Source organism: Streptomyces sp. NPDC048290 (assembly GCF_040652095.1).
In the GTDB taxonomy this organism is placed as follows: Bacteria; Actinomycetota; Actinomycetes; order Streptomycetales; family Streptomycetaceae; genus Streptomyces.
Genome location: NZ_JBEZLM010000006.1, coordinates 247,949 through 266,772 on the forward strand (window position 1 = coordinate 247,949; position 18,824 = coordinate 266,772).

The 18,824-nt window shown below is 73.9% G+C and carries 15 protein-coding genes; 7 read left to right on the forward strand and 8 right to left on the reverse strand.

Features of this window, described 5'->3' with window-relative positions:
* Positions 1 to 27 precede the first annotated feature (27 nt).
* Complete coding sequence (locus AB0D49_RS12620; protein ID WP_362755246.1) at positions 28 to 1,302, forward strand: acyl-CoA dehydrogenase family protein; 1,275 nt, start codon at positions 28 to 30, stop codon at positions 1,300 to 1,302.
* A 479-nt stretch (positions 1,303 to 1,781) separates the two neighbouring features.
* Positions 1,782 to 2,285, forward strand: coding sequence for an ATP-binding protein (locus tag AB0D49_RS12625; RefSeq protein ID WP_362755249.1), 504 nt, complete (start codon positions 1,782 to 1,784; stop codon positions 2,283 to 2,285).
* 614 nt (positions 2,286 to 2,899) lie between these two features.
* Here AB0D49_RS12625 and AB0D49_RS12630 read toward each other — a convergent pair.
* Positions 2,900 to 3,826 (reverse strand): cyclase family protein, encoded by a 927-nt coding sequence (locus tag AB0D49_RS12630; protein ID WP_362755252.1) that lies wholly within the window; start codon positions 3,824 to 3,826, stop codon positions 2,900 to 2,902.
* Positions 3,827 to 3,911: 85 nt separating this feature from the next.
* On the opposite strand from AB0D49_RS12630, the gene AB0D49_RS12635 reads away from it, so the two are divergent.
* From AB0D49_RS12635 to AB0D49_RS12645, 3 genes are all read left to right on the forward strand, one after another.
* The gene (locus tag AB0D49_RS12635; RefSeq protein ID WP_362755255.1) at positions 3,912 to 4,826 is read left to right on the forward strand and encodes an SDR family NAD(P)-dependent oxidoreductase; all 915 of its coding nucleotides are present in this window, start codon (positions 3,912 to 3,914) and stop codon (positions 4,824 to 4,826) included.
* Between the two features lie 133 nt (positions 4,827 to 4,959).
* Positions 4,960 to 6,102, forward strand: a complete 1,143-nt coding sequence (locus AB0D49_RS12640) for an acyl-CoA dehydrogenase family protein (protein ID WP_362755258.1) — start codon at positions 4,960 to 4,962, stop codon at positions 6,100 to 6,102.
* A gap of 22 nt (positions 6,103 to 6,124) precedes the next feature.
* Positions 6,125 to 7,177, forward strand: coding sequence for a Zn-dependent alcohol dehydrogenase (locus tag AB0D49_RS12645; protein ID WP_362755261.1), 1,053 nt, complete (start codon positions 6,125 to 6,127; stop codon positions 7,175 to 7,177).
* A 131-nt stretch (positions 7,178 to 7,308) separates the two neighbouring features.
* On the opposite strand, the gene AB0D49_RS12650 is transcribed toward AB0D49_RS12645, so the two are convergent.
* Positions 7,309 to 8,316, reverse strand: a complete 1,008-nt coding sequence (locus AB0D49_RS12650; RefSeq protein WP_362755264.1) for a helix-turn-helix domain-containing protein — start codon at positions 8,314 to 8,316, stop codon at positions 7,309 to 7,311.
* Positions 8,317 to 8,386: 70 nt separating this feature from the next.
* Between AB0D49_RS12650 and AB0D49_RS12655 the strand changes: the two genes are divergently transcribed.
* Together AB0D49_RS12655 and AB0D49_RS12660 are read left to right on the forward strand one after the other, a co-directional pair.
* Positions 8,387 to 9,754 (forward strand): MFS transporter, encoded by a 1,368-nt coding sequence (locus AB0D49_RS12655; RefSeq protein ID WP_362755267.1) that lies wholly within the window; start codon positions 8,387 to 8,389, stop codon positions 9,752 to 9,754.
* 176 nt (positions 9,755 to 9,930) lie between these two features.
* The gene (locus tag AB0D49_RS12660) at positions 9,931 to 10,941 is read left to right on the forward strand and encodes a questin oxidase family protein (RefSeq protein ID WP_362755270.1); all 1,011 of its coding nucleotides are present in this window, start codon (positions 9,931 to 9,933) and stop codon (positions 10,939 to 10,941) included.
* 23 nt (positions 10,942 to 10,964) lie between these two features.
* Here AB0D49_RS12660 and AB0D49_RS12665 read toward each other — a convergent pair whose 3' ends face one another.
* The 6 genes from AB0D49_RS12665 to AB0D49_RS12690 all read right to left on the reverse strand — a co-directional run bounded on the left by AB0D49_RS12665 (position 10,965) and on the right by AB0D49_RS12690 (position 18,396).
* Positions 10,965 to 11,558, reverse strand: a complete 594-nt coding sequence (locus tag AB0D49_RS12665) for a flavin reductase family protein (protein ID WP_362755272.1) — start codon at positions 11,556 to 11,558, stop codon at positions 10,965 to 10,967.
* Positions 11,559 to 11,582: 24 nt separating this feature from the next.
* The gene (locus tag AB0D49_RS12670) at positions 11,583 to 12,047 is read right to left on the reverse strand and encodes a MerR family transcriptional regulator (RefSeq protein ID WP_362755275.1); all 465 of its coding nucleotides are present in this window, start codon (positions 12,045 to 12,047) and stop codon (positions 11,583 to 11,585) included.
* A 98-nt stretch (positions 12,048 to 12,145) separates the two neighbouring features.
* Positions 12,146 to 13,231 carry an NADP-dependent oxidoreductase gene (locus AB0D49_RS12675; RefSeq protein WP_362755278.1) on the reverse strand — a complete coding sequence of 362 codons (1,086 nt, stop codon included), beginning with the start codon at positions 13,229 to 13,231 and terminating at the stop codon, positions 12,146 to 12,148.
* A 131-nt stretch (positions 13,232 to 13,362) separates the two neighbouring features.
* Positions 13,363 to 14,169: an enoyl-CoA hydratase-related protein gene (locus AB0D49_RS12680; protein WP_362755281.1), complete on the reverse strand. Its 807-nt coding sequence runs from the start codon at positions 14,167 to 14,169 to the stop codon at positions 13,363 to 13,365.
* A 220-nt stretch (positions 14,170 to 14,389) separates the two neighbouring features.
* Positions 14,390 to 16,651, reverse strand: coding sequence for an acetate--CoA ligase family protein (locus AB0D49_RS12685; protein ID WP_362755284.1), 2,262 nt, complete (start codon positions 16,649 to 16,651; stop codon positions 14,390 to 14,392).
* 608 nt (positions 16,652 to 17,259) lie between these two features.
* Positions 17,260 to 18,396: an NAD(P)/FAD-dependent oxidoreductase gene (locus AB0D49_RS12690; RefSeq protein WP_362755806.1), complete on the reverse strand. Its 1,137-nt coding sequence runs from the start codon at positions 18,394 to 18,396 to the stop codon at positions 17,260 to 17,262.
* Between the last annotated feature and the right edge of the window lie 428 nt (positions 18,397 to 18,824).

Consider the following 18,824-nt stretch of genomic DNA (forward strand, 5'->3'; position numbering starts at 1 on the left):
GTGGCTCGGAGGGATGGTGGCGCGGGCGTGAGATTTCGGCTGACCGGTGACCAGCGCGCGTTGCGCGACGGTGTACGGGGGCTCCTGGAGCGGCGGTTCGGGCGCGAGGAACTGTGGGCGGCCGTGGCGTCGGGACGGCTGGACCGCGGGCTGTGGCGGGAACTGGGCGCGGCGGGCTTCTTCGCGCTGCGTCTGCCGGAGGCGGACGGCGGTGTCGGACTCGGGCTGCCGGAGACGGTGTTGGCCTTCGAGGAGGCGGGGCGGGCCCTGCTGCCCGGCCCGCTGATCGCCACCCATCTGGCGGCGGGCTCGGTGCCGGGCGCCGCGAGCGGCGAGACCGTGGTGACGGCGGCGGACGGGCCCTTCGTGGAGTGGCTGGCGGACGCGGATGTGGTGGTGGGGGGTGACGCGGGGGGCGGTGGGGAGGCGCGGGGTGCGGGTGCGGTGGTGGGTGGTGATGGGGGGTCCGGCTCGGGGGTGCGGGGTGCGGATGTGGTGGTGGGCGGTGATGGGGGGTCCGGCTCGGGGGTGCGGGGTGCGGATGCGGCGGTGGGCGGTGACGTGGGGGCCGGCGCTGGGGTGCGGGGTGCGGTGTCGGTGCGGTCGGTCGATCCGCTGACGCCGTTGCACCGGCTGGTGGGGGAGGGGGAGGGGGCGGGGGAGGGGGAGGGGGAGGCGTCCCGCGCGGGGGCTCGTTGCGGCGGGACGGGTGGCCGTCCGGCCGGTGACGGTGGGGCTGGTGAGCGCCGGGTCGGTGAGCGCCGGGTTGGTGACCCCGAGGCAGGTGCCCCCCGGGGTGGTGACCCCGCGGCGGGTGCCCCCCGGGCCGGTGCCTCCCGGGCCGGTGACCCCGGTGGTGAGGTCCGTGGTCGCTCGGCCCCCGACCCCGTCGCCGTGCTGCTCACCGCCGCCGAGCAGCTCGGCAGTGCCGGGCGGACCTGTGAGATGGCGGTGGAACACGCCCGGGTGCGGGAGCAGTTCGGGCGGCCGGTCGGGGCCTTCCAGGCGGTCCAGCATCTGTGCGCGGATCTGCTGGTGCGGGTCGAGGTGGCCCGCGCGGCGGTCTACGCGGCGGCCGTGACCGCCGACCCGGTGGACATCGCGGCGGCCCGGCTGCTCGCCGACGAGGCGGCCGTGCGCGGCGCACGGGACTGTCTCCAGGTGCACGGCGGAATGGGCTTCACCTGGGAGTCGGAGGTGCATCTGCATCTGAAACGGGCCTGGGTGCGGGAGCGCCGGGCGGGCGGCGGAGCCATGGGCGCCGAACTGCTCGCCGCGGATCTGGTGGCGCCGGGGGCCTGAAACCGCCCTCGTATGTCGCGGATCGTGGCATCCCGGTGTCACTGAGCGTTGATATCGGGTTGTGTCCTGCACGGGGCGCGCAACGGCCGGAACGATCGGTCGGCTCGGGTACCTTGTGTGAGATGCGAGTGGTTCCGAGCGCAAGCCGTACCGGTGGGACTCCTGGGGCGTACCCGGACCGTGCCGGGCGCGCCGCTGCTCGCGGGGCGGAAGAGGGCCGTGTCCCGGCCGTACCGCCCTTTGCTGGAGCGGGTCGCACAGTATGCCGCACGGGTACTCCTTCACGCTGGAATATGCCCGAAGCGCTTGTTGGGGCGACAGAGCGTCAATCAAGCTGTCCTGTAAGGGATTCACGTTCCGTGAACCTTGCTCAGGCCGTTGTTCTGCGCATGCAGAAAATGGCCACGATCGTGGCCCTCGTGAGGCGTGAGCCATTGTGTCCGCCGGTTCGGATGGTGTGAGCGGTGCAGGTGCTTCAAATGCAACTGGAGGTCCGGCCCGACCCCGCGGAGGTGGGGCGAGCCCGGAGGTGGGCCCGGTCGAGGCTCGCCGGCTCGGGGATACGGGCCGACGAACCACTCGCGGAGACACTGGTCCTGCTGGTCTCCGAACTGGTCACCAACGCCGTGGTGCACACCGGCCGTACGGCCGTGCTGAGACTGTCCCTGCCGTGTGAGGCGGCGGACGAGGCGCCGGTCCGGCTCGAGGTGGCCGACAGCAGTCCCCGGGTGCCGATGCCGCGCCTCGCGAACGGCGAGGAGACCGGCGGGCGGGGGCTCGCCCTGGTGGACGGGCTCGCCGACCGCTGGGGCTGGAGCCGTGACGGCGGCGGCAAGCGCGTGTGGTGCGAACTCGACCGCTGTGAGCGGGCCGAGGCCCGGCTCGCCGCCTGCGGGGGCGGGGTGGGCTATGAGAACTGCGAGGGCCTCGACGGGTTCGAGGGCTTCGACGGACTGGAAGGGCTGGCCTACGAGGCCGTGTAGCGCCCGGCGGCCGGCGGGGTGGCGGCGGGGGCGGGGGTCACGCGCGGGGCCCGAGTGCCGCGCCGCTGTCCGGTCGGGTGGGTGTGCGCCCCGGTGTGCTTCATCGCGCGCCCGCTGTAAAACGGGCCTAAGTAATAAATCCGCGATCGGGTGTTGACGTCACGTGTCCGTTTGATCACGCTTGTGGGCAGCGATTCGCCGCGAGGGGACGGCGAGGGTTTCGGTGACGGGAGCCCTCGGCGAGTGTGGGTCGCCAATTCGGCGCCGGTTCCCTCAGGGCTGAAGGAACCGGGGCGGGAGCGCCGGAAACCGGACGGCGGCGCGTGGTGCCGCGCTCGGGCAGGGTAGGGGTCCTTGCCGCTCGGGCGCGACGGGCAGGGGGGTGCGCGTCACCGTCCGGCCTGCGCCGCGGCGATGGATGCCGCGGCGATTCAGCGGCGGCGGCCGATGTCGCAGCGGCCGATGTCGCGGTGATCGGTGTCGCAGCGTTCGCCGCCTCTTCGCTCGCCGGCTCTGTGTTCACCAGCTCTGGGTTCGCCGGCTCTGTGGTCACCGGCTCTGTGTTCACTGTTCTCGGATCAAGCGGCGCATCCTCGCCGAACACGGCCGGATGATCAGAGAACGGCCACCGGGGCCACCGGAGTTCCCGTCCCGCCGGTGAAAGGTTCGGGCATCGCCGTCAGCAGCATCTCGTAGCGCCCGGTTTCTCCACAGGCTGTGGACAACTCCTCCAGATTCCAGTTCTGGCCCTGGAGCATGCCCATCTCCACCAGGTGCAGGGCATGCACGGGCAGCCACAGGTCCTCGATCTCCGGCGGGAAGATCTCGAAGGTCAGCGTGTCGTTGGCGACCGCCGCCACGTCCCGGGCGTGGAACCACCGCGGGGTGTGGATCGACAGACCCGGCGACGGATGGCTGTACGCGTGCCGGTCCCCGGCCAGCAGCAACTGGATCTGGCCGGTGCGCACAAGCACGATGTCACCGGCCCGTACCCGGGTCCCGGCCAGTTCCTCGGCCGCCTCCAGGTCCTCCGGGGTCACCGCGTGCCCGCCCGCGAGCCGTTCGACGCCCCGCGCGCGGGCCACGTCCAGCAGCACCCCGCGCGACACGATGGTGCGGACCTTCTCGATGCCACTGAACTCGGCGCCGCCGTGCGCGGTGACGCTGCCCGCCGGGCGGCCGTTGTAGAGCCGCCCGGAGTGCGAGACATGGGGGAGGGCGTCCCAGTGGGTGCCCGCCTGGAGGCCCATGGTCACCGCATCGTCGTTGCAGGCCACCGTGCCCGGACCGAAGATCTCCTGGTTGATCTGCACCATCACGTGCAGCGGGTCGACCCGCCCGGGGATCATCCCGGTCTGCACCCCGCCCTGGCGCAGGGGCAGCGCGAGCGGCACCCGGCGGCCCGTGCGCACCCCGGCCGCGGCCTCCCTCACCACCGTGTCGGTGATCAGGTTCAGGGTGCCGATCTCGTCGTCCGGCCCCCAGCGCCCCCAATTGTTCACACGCTCGGCGATCTCGTGGAACGCGTCCGGCAGTGACATCCGTGCCTCCCCGGGGCTTGTCTCCGTCCATCTGACGGGTCATAAAATCTAACGGTCCGTCAGATTCTGCGGGAAGGGGCCGGACGTGGGGAGCTTCTTGGCTGGCAAGGTCGTCGCCGTCACGGGCGCCGGGCGGGGCATCGGCCGCGCGGTGGCGCTCGCCGCGGCGGCCCAGGGCGCGCGGGTGGTCGTCAACGACTACGGCGTCGCCACCGACGGCACGGCGCCGACCAGTGAGATCGCCGACTCGGTCGTCAAGGAGATCGAGGCGGCGGGCGGCGAGGCCGTCGCCGTCGCCGACGACATCTCCACCATGGCGGGCGGCGAACGGGTCGTCGGGACCGCCGTGGAGGCGTACGGGCGGCTCGACGGGGTGGTGTGCGTCGCCGGGATCCTGCGCGAACGAATGCTGTTCAACATGTCCGAGCAGGAGTGGGACCCGGTCCTCGCCACCCATCTCAAGGGCACCTTCACCGTGTTCCGCGCGGCGGCGGCCGTGATGCGCGCCCAGCGCTTCGGGACCCTCGTCGGCTTCACCAGCGGCAACCACCAGGGCTCCGTCTCGCAGGCCAACTACAGCGCCGCCAAGGGCGGGGTCATCTCGCTGGTCCGCAGCGCCGCCCTGGGCCTGCACAAGTACGGCGTGACCGCCAACGCGGTCGCCCCGGTGGCCCGGACGCGCATGTCGGCGAACGTCCCCATGGAGCTGGCCGAGATCGGTGAACCGGAGGACGTGGCCGCGTTCGTGGTCTATCTGCTCTCCGACCGGGCCAGGGAGCAGCGGATCACCGGGCAGGTCTATACCGTCGCCGGGCCCAAGATCGCCGTATGGGCGCAGCCGCGCGAGCTGCGGGCCGCCTATGCCGGGGACGGTCCCTGGACGCCGGAACGGATCGCCGAGCTGCTGCCGGGGACGGTCGGCACGGACCCGATGCCGATGCTGGAGCGGCTGGAGGAGATGGCACGGGCGGCGCGGGACGGCGCGCGGCCCAACGCATGAGGAACGAGGGCGCTCCCGCGCGGGCGCCCGTTCACGCTACGCCCCGGACCTGTGGCGGTACTTCACGAGGCGCCCCCCGCGCGGGTGCCCGTTCACCGTCCGCCGCACCCATGGGGCATTCCGGGAGGACATCGTGGAGTTCGGGTTCACGCCGCAGGACGAGGCGTTCCGCGCGGAGGCCCGTGAGTGGCTCGCCGCGCACCAGGACGCCGGGACGGACCGCCGTACCTGGGAACGCGCGCTCGGCAAGGCCGGGTGGATCGGGCTCGGCTGGGCCGAGGACGGGTACGGCAACCGGCGGGCCACCCTCACCCAGCAGGTCGCCTGGGCCGAGGAGTACGCCCGCTCGGGCGCGCCGCCGCGCTCCGGGCACATCGGCGAGAACCTGCTCGCGCCGACCCTCCTCGCCCACGGCAGCGCCGCCCAGAAGGCCCGCTTCCTGCCGCCCGTCGCCGCGGGCGACGAACTGTGGTGCCAGGGCTACAGCGAGCCCGGCGCGGGCTCCGACCTCGCGGGCGTGCGTACGAGGGCGCAGCGGGACGGCGACGGCTACCGCGTCACCGGGCAGAAGATCTGGACCTCCCTCGCCCATGCGGCCGACTGGTGCTTCGTGCTGGCCCGCACCGAGCCCGGCTCGCGGCGCCACCACGGGCTGAGCTTCCTGCTGCTGCCCATGGACCAGCCAGGCCGTGTGGAGGTCCGCCCGATCCGGCAGCTGACCGGCACCAGCGACTTCAACGAGGTCTTCTTCGACGGCGCCCACGCGCGCGCGGAGCACCTCGTCGGCGCCGAGGGCGACGGCTGGCGGGTCGCCATGAGCCTGCTCGGCTATGAACGCGGCGTGTCGACCCTCGCCCAGCAGATCGGCTTCGCCCGTGAGCTGGAGGACGTGGTGCGCGCCGCCCTCGCCTCGGGCGCCGCCGCCGACCCCGTACTGCGCGCCCGGCTGACCCGGCAGTGGGCCGAACTGCGCACCATGCGCTGGCACGCCCTGCGCACCCTCGGCGGGGCGGGCGACGCGGGCGCCCCGAGCGTCGCCAAGCTGCTGTGGGGCGGCTGGCACCAGCGGCTCGGGGAGCTGGCCGTGGCGGTACGGGGCGCCCGCGCGGGCGTCGGACCGGCCGACTGGTCGGCGTCGGCGCCGTACGAGATCGACGCGGCGCAGGAGCTGTTCCTGTTCTCCCGCGCGGACACCGTCTACGGCGGTTCGGACCAGATCCAGCGCGAGATCATCGCCGGGCGGGTGCTCGGCCTGCCGCGGCAACCCAGGGGATGACGAGGCCGAAGGGGCCGGTGCCATGCGCGGTGTGCTGTTCGACGGGAAGCGGATCGAGGTCGTCGACGACCTGGAGGTACGGGAGCCGGGGCCCGGTGAGGTGCGGGTGGCGGTCGCCGCGGCCGGGCTGTGCCACAGCGATCTCTCGGTGGTGGACGGGACCATTCCGTTCCCGGTGCCGGTGGTGCTCGGCCATGAGGGCGCGGGGGTGGTCGAGGCCGTCGGCGCGGGCGTCGGACATGTGGCGCCCGGTGACCATGTGGCACTGTCCACGCTCGCCAACTGCGGGACGTGCGCCGAGTGCGACCGGGGGCGGCCCACCATGTGCCGCAAGGCCATAGGGCGCCCCGCGCGGCCCTTCACCCGCGCGGGCGGCGAACCGGTGTACCAGTTCGCGTCCAACTCCGCGTTCGCCGAACGGACCGTCGTCAAGGCGGTGCAGGCCGTGCGTATCCCCGACGACATCCCGCTGCCGTCCGCCGCGCTCATCGGCTGCGGGGTGCTCACCGGCGTCGGCGCGGTCCTGAACCGGGCGCGGGTCGACCGGGGCGACCGGGTGCTGGTCATCGGCACCGGCGGGATCGGCCTGAACGTCATCCAGGGCGCCCGGATCGCCGGGGCGCTGCGGATCGTCGCCGTGGACGCCAACCCGGCCAAGGAAGCGGTCGCCCGGCGGTTCGGCGCCACGGACTTCCTGACGTCCACCGAGGGCGTCCGGGACCTGCTGCCGACCGGCGTGGACCACGCCTTCGAGTGCGTGGGACGTACCGAGCTGATCCGCGAGGCGATCGACCTGCTGGACCGGCACGGCCAGGCCGTGCTGCTCGGCGTGCCGCCCGCGACCGCCGAGGCGAGCTTCCTGGTGTCGTCCATGTACCTGGACAAGTCGATCCTGGGCTGCCGCTACGGCTCCTCCCGCCCCCAGCGGGACATCGCGCTGTACGCCGGGCTGTACCGCGCGGGCACGCTGCTGCTCGACGAACTGGTCACCCGGACCTACCCGGTGGAGGACTTCGCCGAGGCGGTCGCGGACGCGGAGGCGGGGCGGGTGGCGAGGGGAGTGGTGGTGTTCTAGGCGACCCAGGGGAGGGGGACGGCCCTCATGGCGGGCGTCCCGGAGGGGGCCCCTATGGCGGGCGTCGTGGAGAGGTTCCTATGGCGGGCCCGGCGAGGGGGCTCCTGTGCGGGGCATGGCGGGGGCGCCCCCTATCGTGCCGCTGTCCCCGCGCGGAACGTCCGCCGGTACGCCGTCGGGGTCACCCCCAGGGCCGTTTGGAGGTGCTGGCGCATCGACTGGGCTGTGCCGAAACCGGCGTCGCGGGCCACCTGGTCGACGGACAGGGCGGTGGACTCCAGGAGATGGCGGGCGCGGTCGACGCGCTGCAAGGTGAGCCACTGGCCGGGGCTGACGCCGACCTCCTCACGGAAGCGGCGGGTGAAGGTCCGTACCGACATGGCCTCCTGGCCCGCCATGTCCCGCAGCTGGATCGGCTCATGCAGCCGGCGCAGCGCCCACGCGCGGGCCTCCGCCGTGGACGACTGCTGCGGATCGGGCACCGGGCGGTCTATGTACTGCGCCTGTCCGCCGTCGCGGTAGGGCGGGACGACGGTCCGGCGGGCGACGTCGTTGGCGACGGCCGTGCCGTGGTCGCGGCGCACCATGTGCAGGCACAAGTCGATCCCGGCGGCCACGCCCGCCGAGGTCAGGACGTCGCCGTCGTCGATGAACAGCACGTCGGCGTCCACCTTGACCGCCGGGAACATCCGCTGGAAGCGGTCGGCGTCCGACCAGTGCGTGGTGGCGGGGCGCCCGTCGAGGCGTCCGGCGGCGGCGAGCACGTACACGCCCGTGCAGATGGACGCGAGACGCGTGCCGGGGCGGATACGGGCGAGAGCGGCGGCGAGTTCGGGGGTCAGCTCGCCCCGGTCGTAGACCGGTCCGAGTTCGTACGACGCCGGGACGATCACGGTGTCGGCGGTGGCCAGGGCCTCCGGCCCGTGTGCCACCTGGATCGAGAAGTCGGCGTCCGTGTGGACCCGGCCCGGCGGGCGCACCGAGCAGGTGACCACCTCGTACAGGGGACGCCCCCGGCCGTCGCGCGGGCGGCCGAAGATCCGGTGCGGGATGCCCAGCTCGAACGGGAGCAGGCCGTCCAGCGCCAGGACGGCGATGCGGTGCGGGCGGTGGAGGAGGTCCTTATGGCCGGGGTCCATGGCCCGATCCTAGCGAATGCTGTCCTTCGGGCCAGTGGAGGCGGACGACCGCCGCCCCGATGCTGTTGACGTGACCCAGACGAGCGACGCCACGGCCACCGGTCCCGCCGGGAAGGACCCCCGTTCCCCGCACGAGCGCCCCGCTGAGCAGGACGCGGGGTCCGCCGCCCGGCGCCGCCGGCGTGTCCACCGCGCGTGGTTCGTCGCCGCCGTCACCTTCGTGACGATCATCGGCGCCGCCGCATTCCGCTCCCTGCCGGGGCTGCTGATCGATCCGCTGCACCAGGAGTTCGGCTGGTCGCGCGGCACGATCGGCGCGGCCGTCTCCGTCAACCTCGCCCTGTACGGCCTCACCGCGCCCTTCGCCGCCGCCCTGATGGACCGGTTCGGCATCCGGCGGGTCGTGGCGGTCGCCCTGGTCGTGATCTCGCTCGGCTCGGGGCTCACCGTGTGGATGGACTCCGCGTGGCAGCTGATGCTCTGCTGGGGCCTGCTGGTCGGCCTCGGAAGCGGCTCCATGGCGCTGGCTTTCGCGGCGACCGTCACCAACCGCTGGTTCACCACCCGGCGCGGCCTGGTCACCGGCATCCTCACCGCCGCCTCCGCGTCCGGGCAGCTGATCTTCCTGCCGGTCCTGTCCTGGATCGTCGCGACCCACGACTGGCGCCCCGCCGCCGTCACCGTCTCCCTCGCCGCGCTCGCCGTGGTGCCCTTCGTCTGGCTGCTGCTGCGCGACCATCCGGCCGACGTGGGCATGAAGCCGTACGGGGCCGAGGAGTTCGTCCCGAAGCCGCCGCCGGTGCCGGGGGCGGCCCGGCGGGCGCTGGGCGTGCTCGGGTCGGCCATGAAGACCGGCCCGTTCTGGCTGCTGGCGGGCTCCTTCGCGATCTGCGGCGCGTCCACCAACGGCCTGATCCAGACCCACTTCGTGCCCGCCGCCCACGACCACGGCATGCCCATCACGGCGGCTGCCTCGCTGCTCGCCGTCATCGGCGTCTTCGACGTCGTCGGAACGGTGGCCTCCGGCTGGCTCACCGACCGCTACGACGCCCGCCGTCTGCTCGCGGTCTACTACGCCCTGCGCGGTGTGTCGCTGCTCTTCCTGCCCATGCTGCTCGCCCCGAGCGTGCATCCGCCGATGATCTTCTTCATCGTCTTCTACGGCCTCGACTGGGTCGCCACCGTGCCCCCGACGCTGGCGCTGTGCCGGGAGCACTACGGCGAGGACAGCGCGATCGTCTTCGGCTGGGTCCTGGCCTCCCACCAGGTGGGCGCCGCGCTCGTCGCCTTCCTGGGCGGCGTCGCCCGCGACGTGTTCGGCTCCTACGACATGGTCTGGTACGCGTCGGGCGCGCTGTGCGCGGCGGCGGCGCTCATGGTGCTGGTCATCCGGCGGCGGGGCGCGGTCGACGGGGAGGCCGCCCTCAAGACGGCCTGAGGACGGCCCTGGGGCGGCCCTAGGAGGGCTTCGGCGTTCGAGCGCCCATGTGGCCGGTGTCCGGCCACCCGGCCCCGGGACCGGTGCGGCACGGACAAGAGCCCTAGGTCCGTCGGCCCCCGACCTAGGGCCGCAGCCCGTTACGCCCGGCGGGCGGGGCGCCTACGGTCGGCGGTATGGACACGACCGGGATTCTGGACGAGGCACTGGAACGGCTGCACAGCACCGGCCCCGAGCGGCTCGGCTGGCTCAGCAACCACGCCCCCATGGCCGTGGAAGCACTGGCCGCGCACGGCCGGGCGGGCGCGGTGCACCGCTGGCTGGACCTGTACGCCGACAAACTGGAGCAGCTGCCCGCGCCCGTCGAGCCGGTCACGGACGCCAACTGGCGCCTCGCGGTGGGCGACATGCGCCGGGCCGCCGACTGGATCGGCTACTTCGGCCGGGAGATCGCCGAGCGGCCCTGGCGCGAGGTGCTCGTCACCTGGTGGCCCCGGCTGCTGCCCGGTCTGTACGGCGGCGCCACCCATCCCGTGATCCGGGTCGGCCACGCCGTCCGCACCCTGCTCACCACCGAGGACACCGCGCCCCGCCGCGCCGAACTGGCCCACGCCCTCGCCTACTGGGCCGCCCGCCACCTCCCCGTGACGGGCCTCGCGCCGCTGCCGGGCGGGGCGAGCGCCCAGGCCGCGCTGGACGCCGTACGGCCGATCGCGGAGCAGCACGGCGGGTTCGACGACCGGCTCGTCCGGGTTACCGGAGTACCCGGCTGGGCGGGCACCGTGACGGACCCGGACGAGGCCCGGCTCCGGCTGACCGAACTGGTCCGGGCGGCCACCCACCGGTACGCCACCCATGGGCACGGCGAGCCCACCATGCTGGTCCACGCGGCCACCGCCCCCAACGCCGTGCTGCGCACCCTGCCCGCCCTGCCGCGCGCCCTGTGGGTGCCGAGCCTGCGGGCCGCCTGGACGGCGTCGGCGGCGGTCACGGCCATGTACGGCCCCGCCACGGCCGTCGACTGGACGCCGCCCGGCACCTTCACCGCCGAGGAGGTCTTCGAGCGGGCCCTCGCGCACGGCGACGAACATGTCATCAAGCTGACCGACACCGCACTGGACGTGGGCGACGAACGGGCACTGGCGGCGGCGCTGCGAGCGGTGGAGATGAGCGTGCCGCTGGGCTGAACACCGGTCCTGGAGAGCGGTGTTCAGCGGAACCGGCCCCGGTGGAACAGCAGCGGCTCGGTGTCCTCCCCGGCGCCCGTCCCCAGCGCGTCCACCCGGCCGACCACGATCAGATGGTCGCCGCCGGGATGGACGGCGTGAATCGAGCAGTCGATCCACGCGAGCGCGCCCCGCAGCCGCGGGGAGCCGGACAGTGGCGCGGCGTCGTACGCCACGCCCGCGAACTTCTCCCCGCCCGGTACCGCGAAGCCACGGCAGAGCGTGTCCTGTCCCGCGCCGAGCACATTCACGCAGAACACGCCCGCGCGGGCGATCCTCGGCCAGGTCGTGGACGTACGGCCCACCATGAAGACGACCAGGGGCGGGTCCAGGGAGAGCGAGCTGAAGGACTGGCAGGCGAACCCGGCGGGCGCGGACTCGCCGTCGGCGGCGGGTGAGGTCACGACGGTCACGCCGGTCGCGAAGGTCCCGAGCACCCGCCGGAACTCGGCCGGATCGACCGGCGCGCGCTCGTCGTCGCCGACACACCGCAGTTCGGGCGGCGGGAGCGGGTCCACGCGCGCGTGCGGCGCGTTCAGGTACCGCACCGCCGCGGCGGCCATTCCTACGTGTCCCATCACACGACCCATTGAAACTGACGGTCAGTCAGATGGGAAGGGGCGGCGGCGCGGCGGCTCGGAACCGGGCTCCGGGACGGCTCCCTCGGCCGGTGGAAGCGGGCGGTCGTCCACCCCGCAGGACGCCAGCAGGCTGTCCCTGATGCGGGTCAGGCGCTCGATCTCGGCGTCCAGGGCGGCCAGGCGCCGCCGCACCACCAGAGCGGCCTTGGTCGTCGGGACCGGCGAGTACGGCGGCGCGGGGGCGCAGCGCTCGGGCGGGTCGGCCGCCAGCAGCGGCAGCCGGTCGGCGAGGGCGCGGACGTCCTCCACGGTCAGCCCATGGGCCAGCAGATCCCGGATGACCCGCAACAGGGCCAGTTCGTCCGGCCCGTAGTGGCGCTGGCCGGAACCCGTGCGGGGCGGTGGTGGCAGCAGTCCGCGCTGCTCGTAGAACCGCAGTGCCCTGGGCGTCGTTCCCACGGCCGCCGCCGCGTCGCCGATGCGCATGGTCGATCCCTCCCTCACGGCCGCGCCCGCCCCGGCGCCACCGGACCGGTCCCCGGTGACCGAGGCCGGTGGTGACAGCGGCCGGACACATGTCGGGGCTACGCCCGCAGCTCCACGACGACCGTGCCGAAGTGCCGTCCGTCGATCATCTCCCGCAACGCGCGCGGAGCCTGATCGATGCCCGGAATCCGGTGCAGGGGAACCCGGATGTCGCCGGACCGCAGCCATCCGGCCAGCCGCCCGGCCCACTCCGCCGCCACCTCGGGATGGTCCACGCCGGTGTATCCCTGGACCGTCAGCGCCTTCACGACCAGCTGGAACGAATCGATCACGGCCGGGGCCGCCGAACCGGGGGCGTCCGCCGCCATCTGCCCGGACAGCGCTCCCACCAGGGCGAACCGGGCGCCATGCCGGGCCGCGTCCACCGCGGCGGTCAGTTGAGCGCCGCCCACGTTGTCCAGCAGCACATCGATGCCGTCCGGCGCGACCCCGGCCAGCTCCGCCGCGAACGCCTCCGCCGCCGCGTCCGTCCCGCCCCGCGCGGTGCCGTCCCGCGCGGCGTCGCGCCAGGATCCGGCGGTCACCACCGCGTCGTAGCCCAGCTCCTCGATCAGCCGCCGTGCCTTCCCGGGCGAACCTGTCGTGCCGATCACCCGCGCGGCGCCCAGCAGCCGGGCGATCTGCCCCGCCAGCGACCCCACTCCTCCGGCCGCCCCGGTGACCAGCACGACATCGCCCGCGCGGACCCGCGCGAGCCGGGTCAGCGCCCCGTACGCGGCGGAGCCCGAGGCGAGCGCCGCCACCGGGTCGGGATGGTCCGGGTCGACCACTTGGCAGTCCGCCTCCGGTACGAGGGCGTACTCGCGCCAGCCCAGCACATGGGTCACCAGCGTGCCCGGCCGCAAGGCGCTCCCCTCGGGTGCCTCGATCACCTCGCCGACGGCGGGCCCGAACAGCGTGTCGCCCGGCCGCAGCGCGGGTACGGGCGTGTCCTTCACGGTCCCGCCCAGCAGCGTGAGCAGACCGCCGTACACCAGGAAGTGGTGGTTGCGCACCAGGACCTGGCCGGGGGCCGGGGCGGACAGCGGGGTCTCGGTGACGGTGAGGTCGGTCGGTTCGGGCAGCCCGGCGGGCACGGTGGCGAGCCGCACCTCCAGGCCGGTGCGGGGCGGGCGAACGGTCATGGGCGGCCTCCTGGCAGGGGCGACGGGACGGGCCCGTCCGGCACGACGCCGGAGCGGACCTGGTCCGGAACGCGCCGACGCTAGCCCCTGCCCCGCACGTCAAGGGCAAGCCCCCAACCCGCGGCCGGGTCTCACCGGCCCTCGAACACGGCCGTCCGCCGTTCCACGAAGCTGGTCAGGCCCTCCCTGGCGTCACGGGTCCCCATGTTGATCTCCTGGGCGGCGGCCTCGGCGGCGAAGGCCGTGGCGCGGTCGCCGTCGAGGGAGGCGTTGACGAGCTGCTTGGTCAGGGCCAGGGCGCGGGTGGGCCCGGCGGCGAGACGCTCCGCCCACTCCCGGGCGGTCCGAACGAGATCGGCGTCCGGGACGACCCGGTTGACCAGACCGAGCCGCTCCGCGTCCGGCGTGGTGAGGGCGTCGCCGAAGAACAACAGCTCCTTCGCCCGCTGCGGTCCGATCAGCCGGGGCAGGAGATAGGCGCCACCGGCGTCGGGCACCAGCCCCCGGCGGACGAACACCTCGATGAAACGGGCCGATTCGGCGGCCAGCACGAGATCGCAGGCGAAGGCGAGATGCGCGCCGAGCCCGGCCGCGGTGCCGTTGACCGCCGCGAGCACCGGCTTCTCGCAGTCCAGGACGGCGGCGATCAGCCGCTGCGCGCCCAGCCGGAGCGTGCGGGACACATCGCCGGGCGCGGGCGGACCGCCGGTCGCGCCGGTGCCCCGCAGATCGGCGCCGGAGCAGAACGCGCGGCCCGTGCCGGTGAGGACGACCGCCCGGACGCCCGGGTCGGCGGACGCCTCGGCCAACCGCTCGATGAGCTGTTCCCGCAGGTCAGGGGTGATGGCGTTGAGGGCTTCGGGGCGGTCGAGGGTCAGGTGCGAGACGTGATTGTCAGTGGCGTGCTGTAGCAATGATGCAGCGGAGCGTTCCGGCACTGGGGACTCCGTGGACTCGGGGCTCTCTGGGCTCCGGGGCTTCAGCGAGCCAACAGAGACAACAGGGACAACGGGAACAACAAAAACAACGGGGACAACGGGGGTAGGAGTGAAGGTCTTTCACCGGTTATGGGATCGGTTATGGGGTCGGTTACGGGACCGGTCATGCGGGCGGCTGCTGTCCGCGCCGTCGCCGGGCAGGTCACCGGCGTGGTGGTGGTCATGGTGCCGCCGGGTCCGCGGGCGGGCGGCACACCGCCAGGGCGTCCAGGGCGACTGCGCCCTGACCCCGCTCCAGCACCATCAGCGGATTGATGTCCAGCTCGGCGAGGTCGGCGCCGAGTTCGAGGGCCATGCGCTGGACGCGCAGGACGACTTCGACCAGGGCGTCGACATCGGCCGGCGGCCGTCCCCGCACCCCGTCCAGCAGAGCCCGCCCGCGCAGCTCGGCCAGCATGTCCCACGCCTGCTCCTCGCCGAACGGCGGCACCCGCACGGCGGAGTCCCGCAACACCTCCACCAGGACGCCGCCCAGCCCGACCGTCACCGTCGGCCCGAACAGGTCGTCATGTGTGACCCCGACGACCATCTCGACGCCTCGCTCCACCATCTGGCAGACCAGGACGCCGTCCAGCTCGACCTCCTCGTAGCGGGCGATGTCCGTCAGCTCGCGGTAGGCGTCGCGGACCTGCGCGGCGGAGGTGAGCCCGACCTTCACCAGACCGAGTTCGGTCTTGTGGGCGATGCGGGCGCCGGACGCCTTCATCACCACGGGGTAGCCCACCAGGCCCGCCGCGCGCACCGCCGCCGCCGCGCTGGTGACGAGCTGCTCGCGCGGCACCCGGATGCCGTACGTCCGCAGCAGTTGCTTGGCGGCGTGCTCGCTCAGCTGCTGACCGGGCCGCATCAGCTCACGGGCCTTGCGGTACGAGGGGGACGGGGTGCGCGGGGCCTCGTCGAAGGGGGAGCGGTAGCCGTCGACGAAACGGTGGTGGCCGAGCCAGGCGCGGACGGCGGTCAGACAGTTGCCGACCGTGCGGAAGGTGGCCACCCGCGAGGAGCCGAGCAGCACCTCGCGGTAGGCGGGTTCGGTGCCGGCGGGCGAGCCCCACACCACGCAGACCAGTTTGTCCGACTCCTCCGCCGCGTCCACCAGATCGCGCACCAGCCGGTCGCTGAGCGGGGGGAACGGGCCGGTGACCGGGCAGATCAGCACCCCGACGGACGGGTCGGCGAGGATCGCGTCGATGATCTTCCGCCCGCGCCAGTCGCCCACCGGGTGCCCGCCGTTGTCGACCGGGTTGGCCACACTCAGGTACGGCGGTATCCACTGGTGCAGCTCCGCCTGCCGCGCCTCGGACAGCTCGGGCAGCCGCAGCCCCGCGGCGGTCGCCAGATCGGCCACGTGCGCGCCGGTGCCGCCCGAGATCGAATACACGACGACGCCGTCCGCGCGCGGCGGCCGGGCCCGCGCCAGCAGGGTGGCGGTGTCCTGGAGCTCGTCCAGACCGTCGACGCGGATCACCCCGAACTGCCGCATGGCCGCGTCCACCACCGCGTCCGCGCCGGTGAGTTTGCCGGTGTGGGAGGCGGCGGTGCGGGCGCCGGTCTCGGTGCGGCCGACCTTGACGGCGATCACCGGCACCTTGCGGCGGGCGGCCCGGTCGGCGGCCAGCAGGAAGGACCGGCCGTCCTTGAGCCCCTCCACATAGCAGGCGATGGCGCCGACCTCGGGCCGCTCGGCGAAGTAGGAGAGGAAGTCGGCGCTCTCCAGATCGGCCTCGTTGCCGGTCGGCGCCCAGTGCGAGAGGCGTACGCCCAGCTCCTGGAGGGCGTAGACGGGTCGGCCCTGGTGTCCTGACTGGGTGATCAGGGCGATGGCGGGACCGTCGAGATCGTCGCGGAACGGCTCGAAGGCGTTGAGATTGGTGTTGGGCCCCAGCATCCGCAGTCCGGAGCCGCGTACGGCGGCGGCCAGCCGTTCCTGGGCGGCGGCACCGTCCGTGCCGGTCTCGGCGAACCCGGAGGCGAAGGCGACGGCGAACCGGACCTTGGCCTCGACGAGTTCGGCGACCACGGGAAGGGGGTCGGAGACCAGCAGCACGGCGAGATCGATCCGCTCGGGCAGCTCCGCGACGGAGCGGGAGCAGGGGAGGGAGAAGACGGAGGCGCGGGCGGGATGCACGGGGTACAGCCGGGCGCCGACCCGTTCGGCCCAGCGGACGAGCTGCCGGGTGATCCCGGTGTTGGGTCGCCCCTCGGCGTCCGAGGCGCCGATGATCGCGACGGACTCGGGCCGGAAGAAGCGGTCCAGATCGGGGACGTCCGCGTAGAGCGGGCGCCCGCTGACATCGAGGTCGTCGGTACCGGCCGGGTCGCCCGTGCGGCCGTGCACGGCGGGTCCGGGGCGCTGCTCGCCGCAGGCGAGGACCCGGGCCCGGCGGGAGTCGGTGGTGAGGGTGCCGTGGGTTGATCCAAGCATCGGTCCGCCCGCTCCTGTGTGACAGCGACAGTGAATAACTGACGCTGTGTCAGATTACTGAACTGACCCATCGTCAGGAACCCGTTGAGCACGCAAAGAGTGGGGAGAGGGGGTGTTGGTGTGGGGTGGGGGTGAGAGGGGGGAGTGTGGGGGGAGTTGGGGGCGGGCCGGGGATGGGCCGGGGATGGGGTCCGGTTGGGGGAGTCGGGGGTGGGGCCGGAGTGGGGCTTGGCTGACGGGCCTGCCGGTGGGGGCTCGGCTATTGGGCCTGCCCGTGAGGGCTGGCCTGTGCTTGGGAACCGGCCCCTTGAGACCCGCGCATGGGGACCCCGGGGGGCTGTCGGGCGCGGCGGATTGGGTCCTGGCCTTGGGGGCTCGGCTGTCGGGCCTGCGTAGGGGGTCCTGTGCGTGGAGGACGGCTCATGGAGACCTGCCATGGGGTCCTGGGGGCGGGGCCTGGCTGATGGGCCCCGCCGGTGGGGGGCCCTGCCGTTGGGGCCTCGCCCGTTGGGCCTGCTCGTCGGGGCTGGCGGACAGGGGCTTGCCCATGAGGTCCGCCGTTTCTGTCCCCCACCCCGGCGTCAAGCGGCGGAGCCGCGCCGCTACCGCTAGCTCACCACTCGGGACACCCGTAGTTCCCTCTCGCCGGCGATGGACCGGGCGATCTTCTGCGCGTCGGCGGCTACTTCGCGGAGGTTGCCGCTGATGGGGTTGGTGAAGCCGGTGAAGTAGAGGCCGGGGGCGTCGGTGGGGGTGCGGGCGCCGCGGGTGACGGGTGTGCCCCGGTCGTCCAGGACGCGGAGATGGCCGATCAGCCCCTCCAGGGCGCGGGTGTAGCCGGTGGCCGCGACGACGGTGTCCGGGGTGATCCGGGTGTCGTCGGCGAGCAGGACCTCGGCGCCGTCGAACCCGGTCACGGCGGCCACCACCTCGACCTTGCCCGAGCGGACGGCGTCGATCAGGCCGACGTCCTGGACCGGGATCGCCCCTTCGCGGACCCGGCTGTAGAGGCCGGTGGTGGGACGGGGCAGTCCGTGGGCGGCGAGGTCGGGGACGCTCATTTTGGCGAGCGGTCGGGCGAGCCGGTCGACCAGGCGGACCGGCAGCCGCCGGACCAGGACGGCGGTGTACTGGGCGGCCCAGCCGGCGGTGGAGCGGCGGACGATGTGCGGCGCGGTGCGGACCGCGAGGCGGACCCGGGCGGCGCCGCCCTCCACCAGGTCGACGGCGATCTCGGCGCCGGTGTTGCCGACCCCGACGACGAGGACGTCGTGCCCGGCGTAGGGGGCGGGGGAGCGGTAGTGGGCGGCGTGGAGGAGGTCGCCGGTGTAGGAGTCGCGGCCGGGCCAGTCGGGGACGCGGGGCGTGTGGTTGTACCCGGTGGCGACGACGACGGCGGCGCCGGTCAGTTCACGTCCGCCGGTGGCGCGCAGCAGCCAGCCGGTGCCGTCGGGGGCGGGTTCGACACGGGAGACCTCGACGCCGGTGACGATCTCCAGGTGGTGGTGTTCGGCGTACTTCTCCAGGTAGCGCACGACGTTGTCGCGCGAGACCCAGCGGCCGAACCGGCGGGGCATCGGCAGCCCCGGCAGCGCGGAGAGGCGGCGGGTGGTGTGCAGGCGGAGCCGGTCGTAGTGGGCGCGCCAGGAGGCGCCGACCTGGTCGGCCCGTTCCAGGACGACGGCCCGGATGCCGCGGGCTCGCAGCGCGTGGGCGGCGGCCAGTCCGGCGGGGCCACCGCCGATGACGTAGACCGGGCGGTCGGCGGGTTGTGCGGCGGGGCGGGGAGCGGGGTGGGGGAGGGACGGGGAGGGCGGGTGCGGAAGGGTCTTGGCGGTCGGGTGGGGTGGGTCCGCGGAGGGGAGGGTGTCGCGGGGGCGAGTTCCGGTTCCGGTTCCGGCTCCGGTGCCGGTGCCGGTGCCGGTGCGGGTGGCGTCCGGGTCCTTGGACGGGGCGTGGGGCGGGGTGTCGGCCGCGGTGGCTGGTGGGGCGGTACTGGCGGGGACCGAGGCCGTGTTGCCGGTCGGCTGCTCACCGCCTGCCCTGGCTGGGGCATCGGCGGGCTCGTCCCCGCTTCCGGCAATACCGCCTGCCCCCACTGGCGTATCGGCGGGGTCTCCGGGCTCGTCCTTGCTTCCGGTCTCACCGCCTGCCCCGGCTGGCGTATCGGCGG

What these genes read in the sequence shown, in the direction of transcription:
- AB0D49_RS12625 (WP_362755249.1), top strand. Translation starts at nt 1,782, where the DNA reads ATGCAACTGGAGGTCCGGCCCGACCCCGCGGAGGTGGGGCGAGCCCGG.
- AB0D49_RS12630 (WP_362755252.1), bottom strand. Translation starts at nt 3,826, where the DNA reads ATGTCACTGCCGGACGCGTTCCACGAGATCGCCGAGCGTGTGAACAAT.
- AB0D49_RS12645 (WP_362755261.1), top strand. Translation starts at nt 6,125, where the DNA reads ATGCGCGGTGTGCTGTTCGACGGGAAGCGGATCGAGGTCGTCGACGAC.
- AB0D49_RS12650 (WP_362755264.1), bottom strand. Translation starts at nt 8,316, where the DNA reads ATGGACCCCGGCCATAAGGACCTCCTCCACCGCCCGCACCGCATCGCC.
- AB0D49_RS12660 (WP_362755270.1), top strand. Translation starts at nt 9,931, where the DNA reads ATGGACACGACCGGGATTCTGGACGAGGCACTGGAACGGCTGCACAGC.
- AB0D49_RS12665 (WP_362755272.1), bottom strand. Translation starts at nt 11,558, where the DNA reads ATGGGACACGTAGGAATGGCCGCCGCGGCGGTGCGGTACCTGAACGCG.
- AB0D49_RS12670 (WP_362755275.1), bottom strand. Translation starts at nt 12,047, where the DNA reads ATGCGCATCGGCGACGCGGCGGCGGCCGTGGGAACGACGCCCAGGGCA.
- AB0D49_RS12675 (WP_362755278.1), bottom strand. Translation starts at nt 13,231, where the DNA reads ATGACCGTTCGCCCGCCCCGCACCGGCCTGGAGGTGCGGCTCGCCACC.
- AB0D49_RS12685 (WP_362755284.1), bottom strand. Translation starts at nt 16,651, where the DNA reads ATGCTTGGATCAACCCACGGCACCCTCACCACCGACTCCCGCCGGGCC.